At 69.9% G+C, this 14,831-nt stretch carries 6 protein-coding genes, 1 tRNA gene and 1 rRNA gene; 1 reads left to right on the top strand and 7 read right to left on the bottom strand.

Features of this window, described 5'->3' with window-relative positions:
• Positions 1-170: 170 nt before the first annotated feature.
• From ACWCV9_RS37335 to ACWCV9_RS37350, 4 genes are all read right to left on the bottom strand, one after another.
• Positions 171-1,013, bottom strand: coding sequence for a helix-turn-helix domain-containing protein (locus tag ACWCV9_RS37335; RefSeq protein ID WP_385840340.1), 843 nt, complete (start codon positions 1,011-1,013; stop codon positions 171-173).
• 279 nt (positions 1,014-1,292) lie between these two features.
• Positions 1,293-4,037: a DNA translocase FtsK gene (locus ACWCV9_RS37340; RefSeq protein ID WP_450793450.1), complete on the bottom strand. Its 2,745-nt coding sequence runs from the start codon at positions 4,035-4,037 to the stop codon at positions 1,293-1,295.
• A 124-nt stretch (positions 4,038-4,161) separates the two neighbouring features.
• Entirely contained in the window at positions 4,162-4,842 is a 681-nt protein-coding gene (locus ACWCV9_RS37345) for a response regulator (protein ID WP_385840338.1), read from the bottom strand.
• A gap of 273 nt (positions 4,843-5,115) precedes the next feature.
• Positions 5,116-10,575 carry a HAMP domain-containing protein gene (locus ACWCV9_RS37350; RefSeq protein ID WP_450793453.1) on the bottom strand — a complete coding sequence of 1,820 codons (5,460 nt, stop codon included), beginning with the start codon at positions 10,573-10,575 and terminating at the stop codon, positions 5,116-5,118.
• Between the two features lie 411 nt (positions 10,576-10,986).
• On the opposite strand from ACWCV9_RS37350, the gene ACWCV9_RS37355 reads away from it, so the two are divergent.
• Positions 10,987-13,749: a SpoIIE family protein phosphatase gene (locus ACWCV9_RS37355; protein ID WP_450793455.1), complete on the top strand. Its 2,763-nt coding sequence runs from the start codon at positions 10,987-10,989 to the stop codon at positions 13,747-13,749.
• A gap of 51 nt (positions 13,750-13,800) precedes the next feature.
• Here the strand turns inward: ACWCV9_RS37355 and ACWCV9_RS37360 are convergent.
• The 3 genes from ACWCV9_RS37360 to rrf form a co-directional block, all read right to left on the bottom strand.
• Positions 13,801-13,876, bottom strand: a tRNA-Thr gene (locus tag ACWCV9_RS37360).
• 85 nt (positions 13,877-13,961) lie between these two features.
• Entirely contained in the window at positions 13,962-14,624 is a 663-nt protein-coding gene (locus ACWCV9_RS37365) for a DegT/DnrJ/EryC1/StrS family aminotransferase (RefSeq protein ID WP_450793457.1), read from the bottom strand.
• 115 nt (positions 14,625-14,739) lie between these two features.
• Positions 14,740-14,831, bottom strand: a 5S ribosomal RNA gene (gene rrf / locus ACWCV9_RS37370); the annotation flags it as partial.

Below are 14,831 nucleotides of genomic sequence, written 5' to 3' on the forward strand. Positions count from 1 at the left end.
GGCTGGACTGGTACAACTACCACCGACCCCACACCGGAATCAGCGGCCAAACACCAGCCAGCCGCGTCACCAACCTGTCCGAACAGCACACCTAGGGCCTTTCTTTCGGATCAGGTCGGCTGCGGCGCCGGCGCCTTCTGGCGACGCCGGCAAGATCCGAAAGAGAGGCCCTAACCGACCTCGGGATCGCCCTTCGTGTAGGTCAGACGCTCCACCGCGCCGGGCTGGAAGTCGTCCTCGATCTTCTTGCCGTTGACGTAGAGCTGGATGGCACCGGCGTCACCCAGGATCAGGTTGATCTTGGAGCTGTCCTGGAAGGTCTTGGACTCGCCCTGCTTGAGCAGCCCGTCGAAGAGCATCCGGCCGTTGTGGTCCTTGGCCGAGATCCAGCTGCGCCCGTTCGGCGCGCTGACCTGGACGGTGACCTTGTCCTGGGGTGCGGCGGCGATGGCGCTGTCGGAGGGCTCCGTGGTCGGCGCCGCGGGCTTGTCCTTCTTCGGCGTGGGCGCGGCGGTCTTGCCGACGCTGGGCGTGGCGCCCTCGGCGACCTGGGTCTTCGCGTCGTTGCCGGAGCCACCGCCCTTGACCGCGGTGAACCCGACGAAGCCGATCACGACGACGATCGCGGCGACCATGGCCGCGGTCCAGTTCGGCCCCCGCCGCTCCGGACGGATCCGCTCCGCCTCGAACAGCGGTGCGGCCGGGGTGGGCGCGGGACGGCCGCCGTGCTCGGCGTCGTACTGGGTGATCAGCGGCTCGGGATCGAGGTGGACTGCCCTCGCCAGCGTGCGGATGTGCCCGCGCGCGTACACGTCACCGCCGCAGGGCGCGAAATCGTCCGCCTCGATGGCGTGCACGATGGCGATACGGACACGAGTGGCGCTGCTGACATCGTCCACGGTGAGCCCCGCCGCGATCCGCGCCTGCCGCAGCGCGCGGCCGACGGAGGCACGGGGTTCCTGGGACTCGTCGGGGAACGGACGCTCGTCTTCAGGGGAGTTGCCGATGGACACGGGGGCGCCTTTCGAGCGTGTAGCCACCTGTGCTGGAAGCTCAGTCTAGGGGGGGTACGAAAGGGTGGGGCAACCGGGCGGTCGGACTTTGTACGCCATCGGAATGGCCGGTCATCCCGAGGGCTGGACAGGCAGGTACCCCAGCTTGGGACGCCTATCTGTCCTTTCGCTCAACTGGACGTGCGACAAAGGGAAACGGTTGCCCGTCGTTCTCTAACGGGTGGATCACGGCGATGCCGCCGCCCGGCGTAACCCGTGTCCGCCGGACGGCCCTTCGGGCTACCCGTCGGACTCCCCGCGGATCAGCGCGAGCACGCCGTCCAGCTCGTCGGGTTTCACCAGCACGTCACGCGCCTTGGAGCCCTCGCTCGGTCCCACGATGTTGCGGGACTCCATGAGGTCCATGAGCCGCCCGGCCTTGGCGAAGCCGACGCGCAGCTTGCGCTGGAGCATGGACGTCGACCCGAACTGGGTGGAGACGACCAGCTCGGCCGCCTGGCACAGCAGGTCGAGGTCGTCGCCGATGTCCTCGTCGATCTCCTTCTTCTGCTTGCTGCCGACGGTGACGTCGTCCCGGAAGACCGGCGCCATCTGGTCCTTGCAGTGCTGGACGACGGCCGCGACCTCCTCCTCGGTCACGAACGCGCCCTGCATACGGGTCGGCTTGTTCGCCCCCATCGGCAGGAACAGGCCGTCACCCTTGCCGATGAGCTTCTCGGCGCCGGGCTGGTCGAGGATGACCCGGGAGTCGGCCAGCGAGGAGGTGGCGAACGCCAGCCGGGAGGGCACGTTCGCCTTGATCAGACCGGTGACCACGTCGACCGAGGGCCGCTGGGTGGCGAGCACCAGGTGGATGCCGGCCGCGCGCGCGAGCTGCGTGATGCGCACGATCGCGTCCTCCACGTCACGCGGGGCGACCATCATCAGGTCGGCCAGCTCGTCCACGATCACCAGCAGGTACGGGTACGGCTGGAGCTCCCGCTCACTGCCCTCCGGCGGCTTGACCTTGCCCTCGCGCACCGCGCGGTTGAAGTCGTCGATGTGCCGGTACCCGTAGGCGGCCAGGTCGTCATACCTGAGGTCCATCTCGCGGACGACCCACTGGAGCGCCTCGGCGGCCCGCTTGGGGTTGGTGATGATCGGCGTGATCAGGTGCGGGATGCCCTCGTAGGCGGTCAGCTCCACCCGCTTGGGGTCGACCAGGATCATCCGCACGTCCTCCGGGGTGGCCCGCATCATCACCGAGGTGATCAGACAGTTGATGCAGGACGACTTGCCGGAGCCGGTGGCACCGGCGACGAGCATGTGCGGCATCTTCGCCAGCGAGTGCATCACGTACCCGCCCTCGACGTCCTTGCCGAAGGCGACCAGCATCGGGTCGTCGTCCTCGGCGGACTCCGCGAGACGCAGTACGTCGCCGAGGTTCACCATCTCCCGGTCGGTGTTCGGGATCTCGATGCCCACCGCCGACTTGCCGGGGATGGGACTGATGATCCGCACGTCCGGGCTGGCGACCGCGTACGCGATGTTCTTGGTCAGCGCGGTGATCCGCTCCACCTTCACGGCGGGGCCCAGCTCGACCTCGTAGCGGGTGACCGTCGGGCCCCGGGTGAAGCCGGTGACGGCGGCGTCCACCTTGAACTCGGTGAAGACCTGCGTGAGGGAGGCGACGACCGCGTCGTTCGCGGCGCTGCGCGCCTTGCCCGGGCCGCCCCGCTCCAGCAGGTCGAGCGAGGGCAGCGCATAGGTGATGTCGCCGGACAGCTGGAGCTGCTCCGCGCGCGCGGGCAGCTCGCGGGGTTCTGCCGGGGCCTTCTTGGTGAGATCCGGGACGACTCCGGGCTGGAGCTTCTCCTGCCTGGGGCGCGCGGCCGGCACCGGCGTGGGCGCAGGAGCCGGCGCGGGCGCGGGCGCGGGCACCGGGGTGGTGTCCTCCCGGTCGCCGACGCTGACGCCCTGGGTGAGGTCGGCGACCAGTGGGGACGGCGGCATGCCGTGCAGCACGGCGCCGTCGAGCGCGGCCGCTGCCGCCGCGGCGACGTCCACCGCGTCCATCTGGCGCTGCGGATCCGGCTGGGGCACCGCGGAGCGCCTGGGGCGGCTCCGGCGCCGCGAGAGGGCCTCCTCCTCCGCGCCGTCGGGGTCGTACGGCTGCGGGGCGGACGAGCGCTTGCGGGGGCGCGCGGGCAGCGCCTCGCGCCACTGCTCCTCGTAGCGCACGTCGTCCTCGGTGAACTCGTCGGCCTCGTGGTCGTGCAGCACGCCCAGGCGTACGCCGAGCGCCCGCAGCCGCTGCGGGATGGCGTTGACCGGGGTGGCGGTCACCACGAGCAGCCCGAAGACCGTCAGCAGCACCAGCAGCGGTACGGCGAGCACGTCGGTCATGGTGTACGTCAGCGGGGTGGCCGCCGCCCAGCCGATGAGGCCGCCGGCGTCCCTTATCGCCTGCATGCCGTCACTGCGCGCGGGCGAGCCGCAGGCAATGTGGACCTGGCCGAGCACGCCGATGACCAGCGCGGACAGACCGATCACGATCCGGCCGTTCGCCTCCGGCTTCTCCGGGTGCCGGATGAACCGTACGGCGATCACCGCGAGCAGGATCGGCACCAGCAGGTCGAGCCTGCCGAAGGCGCCGGTGACCAGGATCTCCACCAGGTCGCCGACGGGCCCCTTGAGATCGGCCCAGGTGCCGGCCGCGACGATCAGGGCGACGCCGAGCAGCAGCAGCCCGACGCCGTCCTTGCGGTGCGCCGGGTCGAGGTTCCTCGCGCCCTGCCCTATGCCGCGGAAGACGGCGCCGACGGCGTGCGCGAGGCCCAGCCAGAGCGCACGCACCAGCCGGTAGACGCCCCCGGTGGGGCTCGGTGCCGGCTTCGGCGGCACCGCCCTTTTCACCGCGGCCTTCTTGGCGGGCGCCTTCTTGGCCGGGACCTTCTTCGCTGCGGCCTTCTTCGCCGGAGCCTTCGCGGGAGCGGCCGCCTTCTTCGCGGGCGGCTTCTTGGCTGCGGAGGGACGTGAGGCCATGGGTGTGAGGTTACCGGGGGAGACGACAGGGGACACGTGTGCCCACTGCTTCACCCGTTCGTGTCGCCCCTGCCCGGACCCGGAACTGACGCACGCTCACGGACAACTCGCCGCGCGGCGTACGTCAGTTCTGCACGGGCACCGAGGAGCCGCCGGTTCCGGCGCCCGGCTCCAGGGCGTCGAGCGCGCGGCGCAGACCGGTGAGTTTGCGCTCCAGATGGGCCGCGGTGGCCACCGCGGCGGCGTCCGCGGAGTCGTCGTCCAGCTGTTTGGACAGCGCCTCGGCCTGCTCCTCCACGGCCGCGAGCCGCGCGGACAGCTCGGCGAGCAGCCCGGCCGACTCCTTGCCGCCGACCGCGCCCTTGCCGCCGCCCTCCAACTGGAGTCGCAGCAGCGCCGCCTGCTCGCGCAGCTGGCAGTTCTTCATGTACAGCTCGACGAAGACCGAGACCTTCGCGCGCAGCACCCACGGGTCGAACGGCTTGGAGATGTAGTCCACCGCCCCCGCCGCGTAACCGCGGAAGGTGTGGTGCGGTCCGTGGTTGATCGCCGTGAGGAAGATGATCGGGATGTCCCGGGTCCGCTCCCGCCGCTTGATGTGCGCCGCTGTCTCGAACCCGTCCATGCCCGGCATCTGGACGTCCAGCAGAATGACCGCGAAGTCGTCCGTGAGCAGTGCTTTGAGCGCTTCCTCCCCGCTCGATGCCCGCACCAGCGTCTGATCGAGCGCAGAGAGGATGGCCTCCAGCGCCAGCAGATTCTCCGGCCGGTCATCGACCAGGAGGATCTTGGCCTTCTGCACCATGGCCCGCCCTCCTCGCCCCGGCGGTACACCGGGCGCCGCCCCAGGGGACGACTCCCTTTCGCCGCCCGTCCTTGTGCCGGTCATCGTAGCCGCACCCCGCCTGTCGCCACACCCTGTCACCGCGATGTCACTGTGCACATAACGGAAACGCGGCATGGGTCGGGATGGTTCCCGGAATCCCGCGTTCCATACGTGCGCAGCCACCCTACGCGGGGAACTCCCGGCACCCGCCCGGAGTTCCCCGGCGGTCAACGTCCCCGGCAGCCGGCGCCGTCACTCCCCGCGCATCCACCGCTGCATCACGGTCAGCAGATGGTCCGGGTCGACCGGCTTGGTCACATAGTCGGAGGCGCCCGAGTCGAGCGCCTTCTCCCGGTCGCCCTTCATCGCCTTCGCGGTCAGCGCGATGATCGGCAGCCCGGCGAACTGCGGCATCCTGCGGATCGCCGTGGTCGTGGCGTACCCGTCCATCTCCGGCATCATGATGTCCATCAGCACCACCGCGACATCGTCGTGCTGCTCCAGCACCTCGATGCCCTCGCGGCCGTTCTCCGCGTACAGCACCGACAGCCCGTGCTGCTCCAGGACGCTGGTCAGGGCGAACACGTTGCGGATGTCGTCGTCGACGATCAGCACCTTCTCGCCGCCGAACCGCACCGCGCGCGCGGACTGCGGCGGGCTCTCCGGCTCGGGCACCACCGTCCACTGCTCGGGCCGCTGCTCGCCCTGCGGCAGACTGCGCCGCCGGCGCCGGAACAGCGCCGCGGGGCCGTTCTGCGTCTCCCGGTACGACTTCACCTCGGCCGGCGTCTCGATCTCCGCGGCGGACAGCTCCGAGGACTGACCAGACTCCGAGGCGAGCAGCTCGCCGGCCTCCAGCGGAGCCACCGACTGCTGGTAGCCCTGCGGCGGCAGCTCGCTCGGGTGCAGCGGCAGATACAGCGTGAACGTCGAACCGCGGCCCGGCTCGCTCTGCGCGTGGATCTCGCCGCCGAGCAGCTGCGCGATCTCCCGGGAGATCGACAGGCCGAGGCCTGTGCCGCCGTACTTGCGGCTGGTCGTGCCGTCCGCCTGCTTGAACGCCTCGAAGATCACTCGCATCTTGCTCGCCGCGATGCCGATACCGGTGTCGGTCACCGAGAACGCGATCAGCTCACCTGCCGGATCGGTCAGCGAACCGGCCTCCAGCAGCTGCTCCCGGATCGACTGCGGCACATCCGCCCCGGCCGGCCGGATCACCAGCTCCACCGAGCCGGAGTCGGTGAACTTCACCGCGTTGGAGAGCAGGTTGCGCAGCACCTGAAGCAGCCGCTGCTCGTCGGTGTGCAGCGTGGCCGGCAGCTCCGGCGACACCCGCACCGACAGATCCAGGCCCTTCTCGGCGGTCAGCGGCCGGAAGGTGGCCTCCACATAGTCCACGAGCTGCACGAGCGCGATGCGCGTCGGAGAGACGTCCATCTTGCCCGCCTCGACCTTCGACAGGTCGAGGATGTCGTTGATCAGCTGGAGCAGGTCGGAGCCGGCGCCGTGGATGGTCTCGGCGAACTCCACCTGTTTCGGGGAGAGGTTCCCCTCGGCGTTGTCGGCGAGCAGCTTGGCCAGGATCAGCAGCGAGTTCAGCGGGGTGCGCAGCTCGTGCGACATGTTGGCGAGGAACTCGCTCTTGTAGCGCATCGACACCGCCAGCTGCTCGGCGCGCTCCTCCAGGACCTGCCGGGCCTCCTCGATCTCGGTGTTCTTCACCTCGATGTCGCGGTTCTGCCGGGCCAGCAGCTCGGCCTTCTCCTCCAGCTCCGCGTTGGACGCCTGGAGCGCCTTCTGGCGGTTCTCCAACTCGGCCGACCGCTCCCGCAGTTGCTCGGTCAGCTCCTGCGACTGCTTCAGCAGCTGCTCGGTCTTGGTGTTGACCGAAATGGTGTTGACGCTGGTCGCGATCATCTCGGCGATCTGGTTCAGGAAATCCTTCTGGATCTGGGTGAACGGCGTGAAGGACGCCAGTTCGATCACCCCGAGCACCGTGCCCTCGAACAGCACCGGCAACACGATCACCTGCGCGGGCGGGGCCTCGCCGAGCCCGGAGGAGATCTTCAGATAGCCGCTGGGCGCGTTCTCCACCAGGATGGTGCGCCGCTCCTTGGCGGCCGTGCCGACCAGCGCCTCACCGGGCCGGAACGAGGTCGGCATGGACCCCGTCAGATAGCCGTAGGAGCCCAGCATCCGCAGCTCGTAGTCCTCGTCGCCGTCGCCGACGTCCTTGCCCTCCGTCAGCGGCATCGTGAGGAAGAAGGCACCGTGCTGCGCGGAGACCACCGGAGTCAGCTCGCTCATGATCAGCGAGGCCACGTCCTCCAGGTCCCGGCGGCCCTGCATCAGCGCGGAGATCCGGGCGAGGTTGCCCTTGAGCCAGTCCTGCTCCTTGTTGGCGATCGTGGTGTCGCGCAGGTTGGCGATCATCTTGTTGATGTAGTCCTGAAGCTCCTGGATCTCGCCGGACGCGTCGACGTCGATCTTCAGGTTCAGGTCGCCGCGGGTCACCGCGGTCGCCACGCGCGCGATGGCACGCACCTGCCGGGTCAGGTTCCCGGCCATCTCGTTCACCGACTCGGTCAGGTCCCGCCAGGTGCCGTCGACGTCACGCACGCGTGCCTGGCCGCCGAGCTGCCCCTCGGTACCCACCTCGCGGGCCACCCGCGTGACCTCCTCGGCGAAGCTGGACAGCTGGTCGACCATCGTGTTGATCGTCGTCTTCAGCTCGAGGATCTCGCCCCGCGCGTCAATGTCGATCTTCTTCGTCAGGTCACCCTTGGCGATCGCCGTGGTCACCATGGCGATGTTGCGCACCTGACCGGTCAGGTTGGACGCCATCTGGTTCACGGACTCCGTGAGGTCCTTCCAGGTGCCGGCCACGCCCGGCACATGCGCCTGACCGCCCAGGATGCCGTCCGTGCCCACCTCACGGGCCACCTTGGTGACCTGGTCCGCGAACGAACTCAGCGTCTTGACCATGATGTTGATGGTGTCGGCGAGCTGCGCGACCTCGCCGCGCGCCTCGATCGTCACCTGACGCGTCAGGTCGCCGTTGGCGACGGCCGACGCGACCTGGGAGATGTTCCGCACCTGCATGGTCAGGTTGTTGGCCATCAGGTTGACGTTGTTGCTCAGGTCCTTCCAGATACCGGTGACACCCGGCACATGCGCCTGACCGCCCAGAATGCCCTCGGTACCCACCTCACGGGCCACCCGGGTCACCTGCTCGGCGAAGCTGGACAGCTGATCAACCATCGTGTTGACCGTCGTGACGAGCTCAAGGATCTCGCCCTTCGCGTCAACAGTGATCTTCTTGGACAGGTCGCCCTTGGCCACCGCGGTCGTGACCTCGGCGATGTTGCGCACCTGGATGGTCAGGTTGTTCGCCATGAAGTTCACGGACTGCGTGAGGTCCTTCCAGGTGCCGGAGACACCCTGCACCTCGGCCTGACCGCCGAGGATGCCCTCCGTACCCACCTCACGGGCCACCCGGGTGACCTCCTGCGCGAACGACGACAGCTGGTCCACCATCGTGTTCAGCGTGTTCTTCAGCTCCAGGATCTCCCCGCGCGCGTCCACGGTGATCTTCTGGGAGAGGTCACCCCGGGCCACCGCGGTGGCCACCTGGGCGATGTTGCGCACCTGAGCGGTCAGGTTGCCGGCCATGCCGTTCACCGAGTCCGTCAGGTCCCGCCACACACCGGCGACGCCGGGCACCTGCGCCTGCCCACCGAGGCGCCCCTCGGTACCCACGTCCCGGGCCACCCGGGTCACCTGGTCGGCGAAGGCGGACAGCTGATCAACCATGGTGTTGATCGTGTTCTTCAGCTCAAGGATCTCGCCGCGCGCGTCCACGTCGATCTTCTGCGACAGATCGCCGTTGGCCACCGCCGTCGTCACTTGGGCGATGTTGCGCACCTGGGACGTCAGGTTGCCCGCCATGAAGTTGACGGAGTCCGTCAGCTCCTTCCAGGTGCCCGACACCCCGTCCACCCGGGCCTGACCGCCCAGCCGGCCCTCCGTACCCACGTCCCGGGCCATCCGCGTCACCTGGTCCGCGAAGCTCGACAGCTGGTCCACCATCGTGTTCACGGTGTTCTTCAGCTGGAGCATCTCACCGGAGACGTCGACCGTGACCTTCTGCGACAGATCGCCGTTGGCCACCGCCGTGGTCACCTGGGCGATGTTGCGCACCTGACCGGTGAGGTTTCGGAACGCGGTGTTGACGGAGTCCGTCAGGTCCTTCCAGGCACCGGCCGCGCCCGGCACCTGCGCCTGACCGCCCAGCTCACCCTCGACGCCGACCTCCCGCGCCACCCGGGTCACCTCGGCACCGAACGACGACAGCTGGTCCACCATGCCGTTGACGGTGTTCTTCAGCTCCAGCATCTCGCCGGCCACGTCCACGGTGACCTTCTGCGACAGATCACCGCTGGCCACGGCCGTGGTCACCGCGGCGATGTCCCGCACCTGCGTCGTCAGGTTCCGGAACACCGTGTTGACGGAATCCGTCAGGTCCTTCCAGGTGCCGGCCGCGCCCGGCACGTTCGCCTGACCGCCGAGCCGCCCCTCCGCGCCGACCTCGTTCGCCACCCGGGTGACCTCGTCCGCGAAGATCCGCAGCGTCTCGGTCATCTGGTTGATCGTCTCGGCGAGCTGCGCCACCTCGCCCCGCGCCGGAACCGTCACCTTCTGCGACAGGTCACCGTTCGCGACAGCCGTCGTGACCTGCGAGATCCCCCGCACCTGCGCGGTCAGGTTGCCCGCCATCGTGTTGACGGAGTCGGTCAGCTCCTTCCACACACCGGCCACCCCGGGCACCTGCGCGCGACCGCCCAGCATGCCCTCGGTACCCACCTCCCGGGCCACCCGGGTGACCTCGGAGGAGAACGCCGACAGCTGGTCCACCATCGTGTTGACGGTGTTCTTCAGCTCCAGCATCTCGCCGGCGACATGGACGGTCACCTTGCGCGACAGATCACCCTTGGCGACCGCCGTGGTCACCAGCGCGATGTCCCGCACCTGCGCGGTCAGCCGGTCCGCCATCGTGTTGACGGACTCCGTCAGGTCCTTCCAGGAACCGGACATACCGCGCACCCGGGCCTGGCCGCCGAGCTTGCCCTCGGTACCGACCTCACTGGCCACGCGCGTGACCTCGTCCGTGAACGTGGAGAGCTGGTCGACCAGGTTGTTGACGGTACGGCCGACCTTCAGAAACTCGCCCCGCAGCGGATGCCCGGTGGCTCCGTCCGGCGCCTGGGTCCGCAGCTCCATCCGCGGCGACAGATCACCTTCGGCCACCGCCGTCAGAACCCGGCTGACCTCCGACACCGGCCAGACGAGATCGTCCACCAGGGCGTTGGAGTTGTCGATCGCCGTCGCCCAGGACCCCTCGCAGGCCCCCGTCTCCAGCCGCTCCGTGAGCTTTCCCTCACGGCCGACCATCCGCCGTACCCGCGACAGCTCCCCGGTCAGATGCAGATTGCGGTCGGCCACCTCGTTGAAGACCGCCGCGATCTCCGACATCACGCCGTCCCCGGACACCGTGAGCCGCTTGCGGAAATTGCCGTCCCGCATCGACACCAGAGCGGCCAGCAGCCGGTGCAGGGCGGCTGTGTCCACGACGGTCGTACCGCCGCTCCCGCCCCGGGACGGTCCGCCCTTCGCGCGCGTCTTCGTGCCCCGCGTCGCCGCGCCAGACTCCACTGTGTCCCTCCCGGAGGGGTTGACCGTAACTGCTGTGCTCGGCCGCTTCGGCCCCGGCGTGCCGGTCCTCGGCATACCGGTTACTCCCGCGTACCCGTTACTGATGCGTATTTGTGCCAGACGAGATCCGGCCACACCAAGGGCTGCTGCCCGTCGTACACGGAAAACACGCGGCGCGACCCGACCTTCGTCAGAAGCCTGCCCAGTGTTTCACCCCGTCCGAACCAGGCCATAACAGTTCGGCAGCTTCGCACACCGTCCGCACACCCTGGGGGCGTAAACACCGGCGACCGGCATCCGCCCGGACGGCGAAGGTAAGTAACCTTGCATGCGGCTGTCCAGCCGCACCGGTCCCACCGGCCTGGGCGGTGGCACGAGCACGAGCGGGCATCGGAGGGGCGGCCGCAGACCATGACCACCGGACTGATCCCCGGGGGACAGCCCCCGGAGCAACAGCCGACGGGCGCGCTGATGCCGCAGCAGCGGCGCGAGCCGGCCGGCCCCGCAGCCCTGTACGTAGACAACCGGCCGAGGAGTTCTGTGATCACCGCGCGCGCGGCCGCCAGTTTCGAGCCCGTCGGGCGATCGGTCGCGACCGCCCGGTCCTTCGTCCGCGACACCCTCCAGGGCTGGGGCTTCGCCGACATCGTCGACGACGCCGTCGTCCTCACCAGCGAACTGGTGACCAACGCCGTCGTCCACGCGGGCACGCACGCGGAGGTGCTCTGCCTGCGCTCCGAGGACAGTGTGCGCATCGAGGTCTCGGACCGCTACCCCGAGCGCGAGGTTCCGCTCCAGCACTCCGCCGTCGCCATGGGCAGCCCCGACCGCGAGGGCGGCCGCGGACTCCAGCTGTGCGCAGCCCTGGCCACCCGCTGGGGCGTGGACTACACGCCCACCCACAAAAACGTCTGGTTCCAGCTCAACCTGCCCGAACGCCCGGCCGGCACCCGCGCCGCCGGCCCGTCCCTGCCCGCCGAGCTGCTTCCGCTGGCCCCCGACGGCCGGGTCCGCGTCGCCGTCCTCCAGATCGACCGCAAGGGCACCGTCGCCGCCTGGAACGAGGACGCCGAGGACCTCTTCGGCTATCCGGCGGCCGAGGTCATCGGCATGCCCCTGACGGAACTCGCCGCCTGGCCGCACACCCCGGGCACCAGCACCGGCGTCGCCGAGGCCCTCCAGCTCTCCCGCTGGGAGGGCAGCTACGGCATCCGCGGCGCCGACGGCCGGGTCGTCCCGGTGTACGCCTCCCACCTCCGGGTCCGCGACACCGGCGGCGAGCCCTCCACCGTCTGCCTCCTGGTCCGCGACCACGAACGCGCCGTCCTGCAAACCCCGCCCCGCGTCCCCGCCGGCGACCAGAGCACCTCCGCGGACGGCCAGAGCGCGGACCCCTTCGAGCTGTTCATCGGCTCCCCCGCCCCCGACGACCTCGACGGCCTGCTCCAGCGCACGGTGGAACGCGCCCGCGACATGCTCGACGGCGACTCCGCGTTCCTGCTGCTCGCCACCGACGACGAGACCGAGCTGGAGGTCCGCGCCTCCACCGGCCTGCCCTCGGCCCGCCAGCGCTTCGCGCGCGTGCCCGTCGAGGCGGGCCCCGGCCGCTACGGCTCCGCGCGCATGCCCGCCGTCCACGACGACCTCAACGCCGTCCCCGGAGCCGTCCCGCTGCTGGCCGGCACCGGAATGCGCTCGGTCGTCACGGTCCCGCTCAAGGTCGAGGGCCGTCTCACGGGCTCCCTCGGCGTCGCGGCCGAGGCACCCGGCAGATACACCAACGAGGAGGCGCTGCGCCTCCAGTTCGCCGCCGACCGCATCGCCCTGGCCGTCGAGTCGGCCCGCCTCGGCGAGCTGGAGCGGCTGCGCCGCGGCTCCCTGAGCTTCCTGGTCGAGGCCTCCGACCTGCTCGCCGGCACCCTCGACCGCGACCAGACCCTGGCCCTGATGGCCCAGATGACGGTCCCCACCCTGGCCACCTGGTGCGCCGTCTATACGATCGCCGACCAGGCCTCGGAGCCGTATCTGTCGTACGTCCTGCACGAGGACGAGGAACTCATCGACGGCATCAAGTCGTTGCTGTCGAAGATCGCCCCGCCCGACCCGGTACCCACCCCGGGCGCCCGCGTCTGGACGACCCCCGGCGAGGTCGCCCACCAGGCGGCCCTGCGCAGCTCCATGCGCAGCCTCGGCCTCGCCGGCGGCCCCACGCACCAGCTCGCCTCCGGCATCGGCCCGACCTTGGCGACGGCCTCCGCGGTCGGCGGCGAGACGGTCGTCCTGCCCCTGGTCGCCCGTAACCGGGTCATCGGCATGCTCACCCTGGGCAAGCCCACCGACGAGCACTTCCGCCAGGAGATCCTCGAACTGGCCGAGGACCTGTCCCGCCGGGCCGCCCTCGCCCTGGACAACGCCCGCCTGTACTCGGAGCGCACGGCCATCAGCCAGTCCCTCCAGCGCAGCCTCCTCCCGCCCGGCCTGCCGAACATCGACGGCGTCGAGGTGGAGGTCATCTACCGCGCGGCCGGCGAGGGCAACGAGGTCGGCGGCGACTTCTACGACGTCTTCCCCATCGGCAACGGCGCCTACGGCTTCGCCATCGGCGACGTCTGCGGTACGGGCCCCAACGCGGCGGCGGTCACCGGCCTCGCCCGGCACGCCCTGCGCCTGCTCGCCCGGGAGGGCCTGTCCGGCCCCGCCGTTCTGGAACGTCTGAACTCCGCCATCCTCGACGAGGGCGACCGCAGCCGCTTCCTGACCCTCCTCTACGGCGAACTGCGCCCGCAGGAGGACGGCAGCGCCGAACTCAAGGTGGTCTGCGCCGGACACCCGCTTCCGCTGCGCCTGCGCCAGGACGGCACGGTGGTGCCGGCGGCGGAACCGCAGCCCCTGCTGGGCGTCATCGAGGACCTGGAACTGCACGAGGAGGCCGTCACCCTCGACCCCGGCGACGTGCTGCTCTGCGTCACGGACGGCGTCACCGAACGCCGCGAGGGCACGCGCATGCTGGGCGACGACGGCCTCGCCGACGTCCTCACCACGTGCACGGGCCTGACCGCGGGCGCGGTCGCGGCGCGCATCATGCGCGCGGTGGAGCGCTTCGCGTCGGACGCCCCCTCGGACGACATGGCGATCCTCGCGATGCGGGTCCCGGGAATCCACAAGGACGCGTGAGCGTCACGGGACATGCGAAAGGCCCCACCCGAAAGGGTGGGGCCTGTTTGCTGGAGCCCCCAAACGGAATCGAACCGTTGACCTTCTCCTTACCATGGAGACGCTCTGCCGACTGAGCTATAGGGGCCTTGTCGTTTTCGAGGTTTCCCTCTCGGCGACAAGAAAACTGTACCCCGAAGTGGCCCCAGTTCCCAAATTCGTTCGGGCGGCCCTCAGAAGGCTGGCTGAAGCAGACCGCCAAGGGCGTTGCAGGCGGAGGCGATCCGCTGCATCTCCCGCTTGGTCAGCGCGGCCTCCACGGGCAGCGCCAGCGTCTCCTCCGCGGCCAGCTCGGTCTCCGGCAGATCCACGCACCGCCGGTACTCCGGCAACCGGTGCACGGGCGTCTTCACCGGCACCCGGCACGCAACTCCCTTGCCCCGCAAGGCCCGAGCGAAGGCGTCCCGGTCCGGCCGGCCGTTGCCCGGCACCCGCACGACGTACTGCTGATAGGTGTGCCCGTCGCCGCCGTCGGGCGTCCGTACACCCTTCAGCCTGGCGTCGAGATACGCCGCCCGTTCCCGACGCTGCGCTATCTCGTCGTACGGCGCCTCGGACTCGGCCTGTTCCAGCACCAGCAGCCCGTGCCGCTGTCCGAGCGCGTGCAACCGCCCGATGTCGGCCCGCCGTCCGAAGCGGTGTACGGCAACGAGGGCCGCCGTGCGCTCTGTTACGGCCGCTTCGACCGCGGCCGGGTCGAGGCAGTACGTCACCGGGTCTATGTCGGCGAACACCGGGAGGGCACCCGCCAGGCTCACGGCCTCGGCGACTTCGACGTTTCCGAAGGCCGGCACCACGACCTCGTCACCGATACCGACGCCGGCGGCCCTGAGCATTGCAGCAGTTCCCATGTGCTGGATGCTGGGCGCGGAGGGTGAACGACACGTTACGGCCAACAGAAAAAGGCCGGACCCCGAACCGAAGTTCAGGATCCGACCTTTTTGAAAAATTGTTCGGCGGTGTCCTACTCTCCCACAGGGTCCCCCCTGCAGTACCATCGGCGCTGTGAGGCTTAGCTTCCGGGTTCGGAATGTAACCGGGCG

It is taken from the genome of Streptomyces sp. NPDC001606, assembly GCF_053596835.1.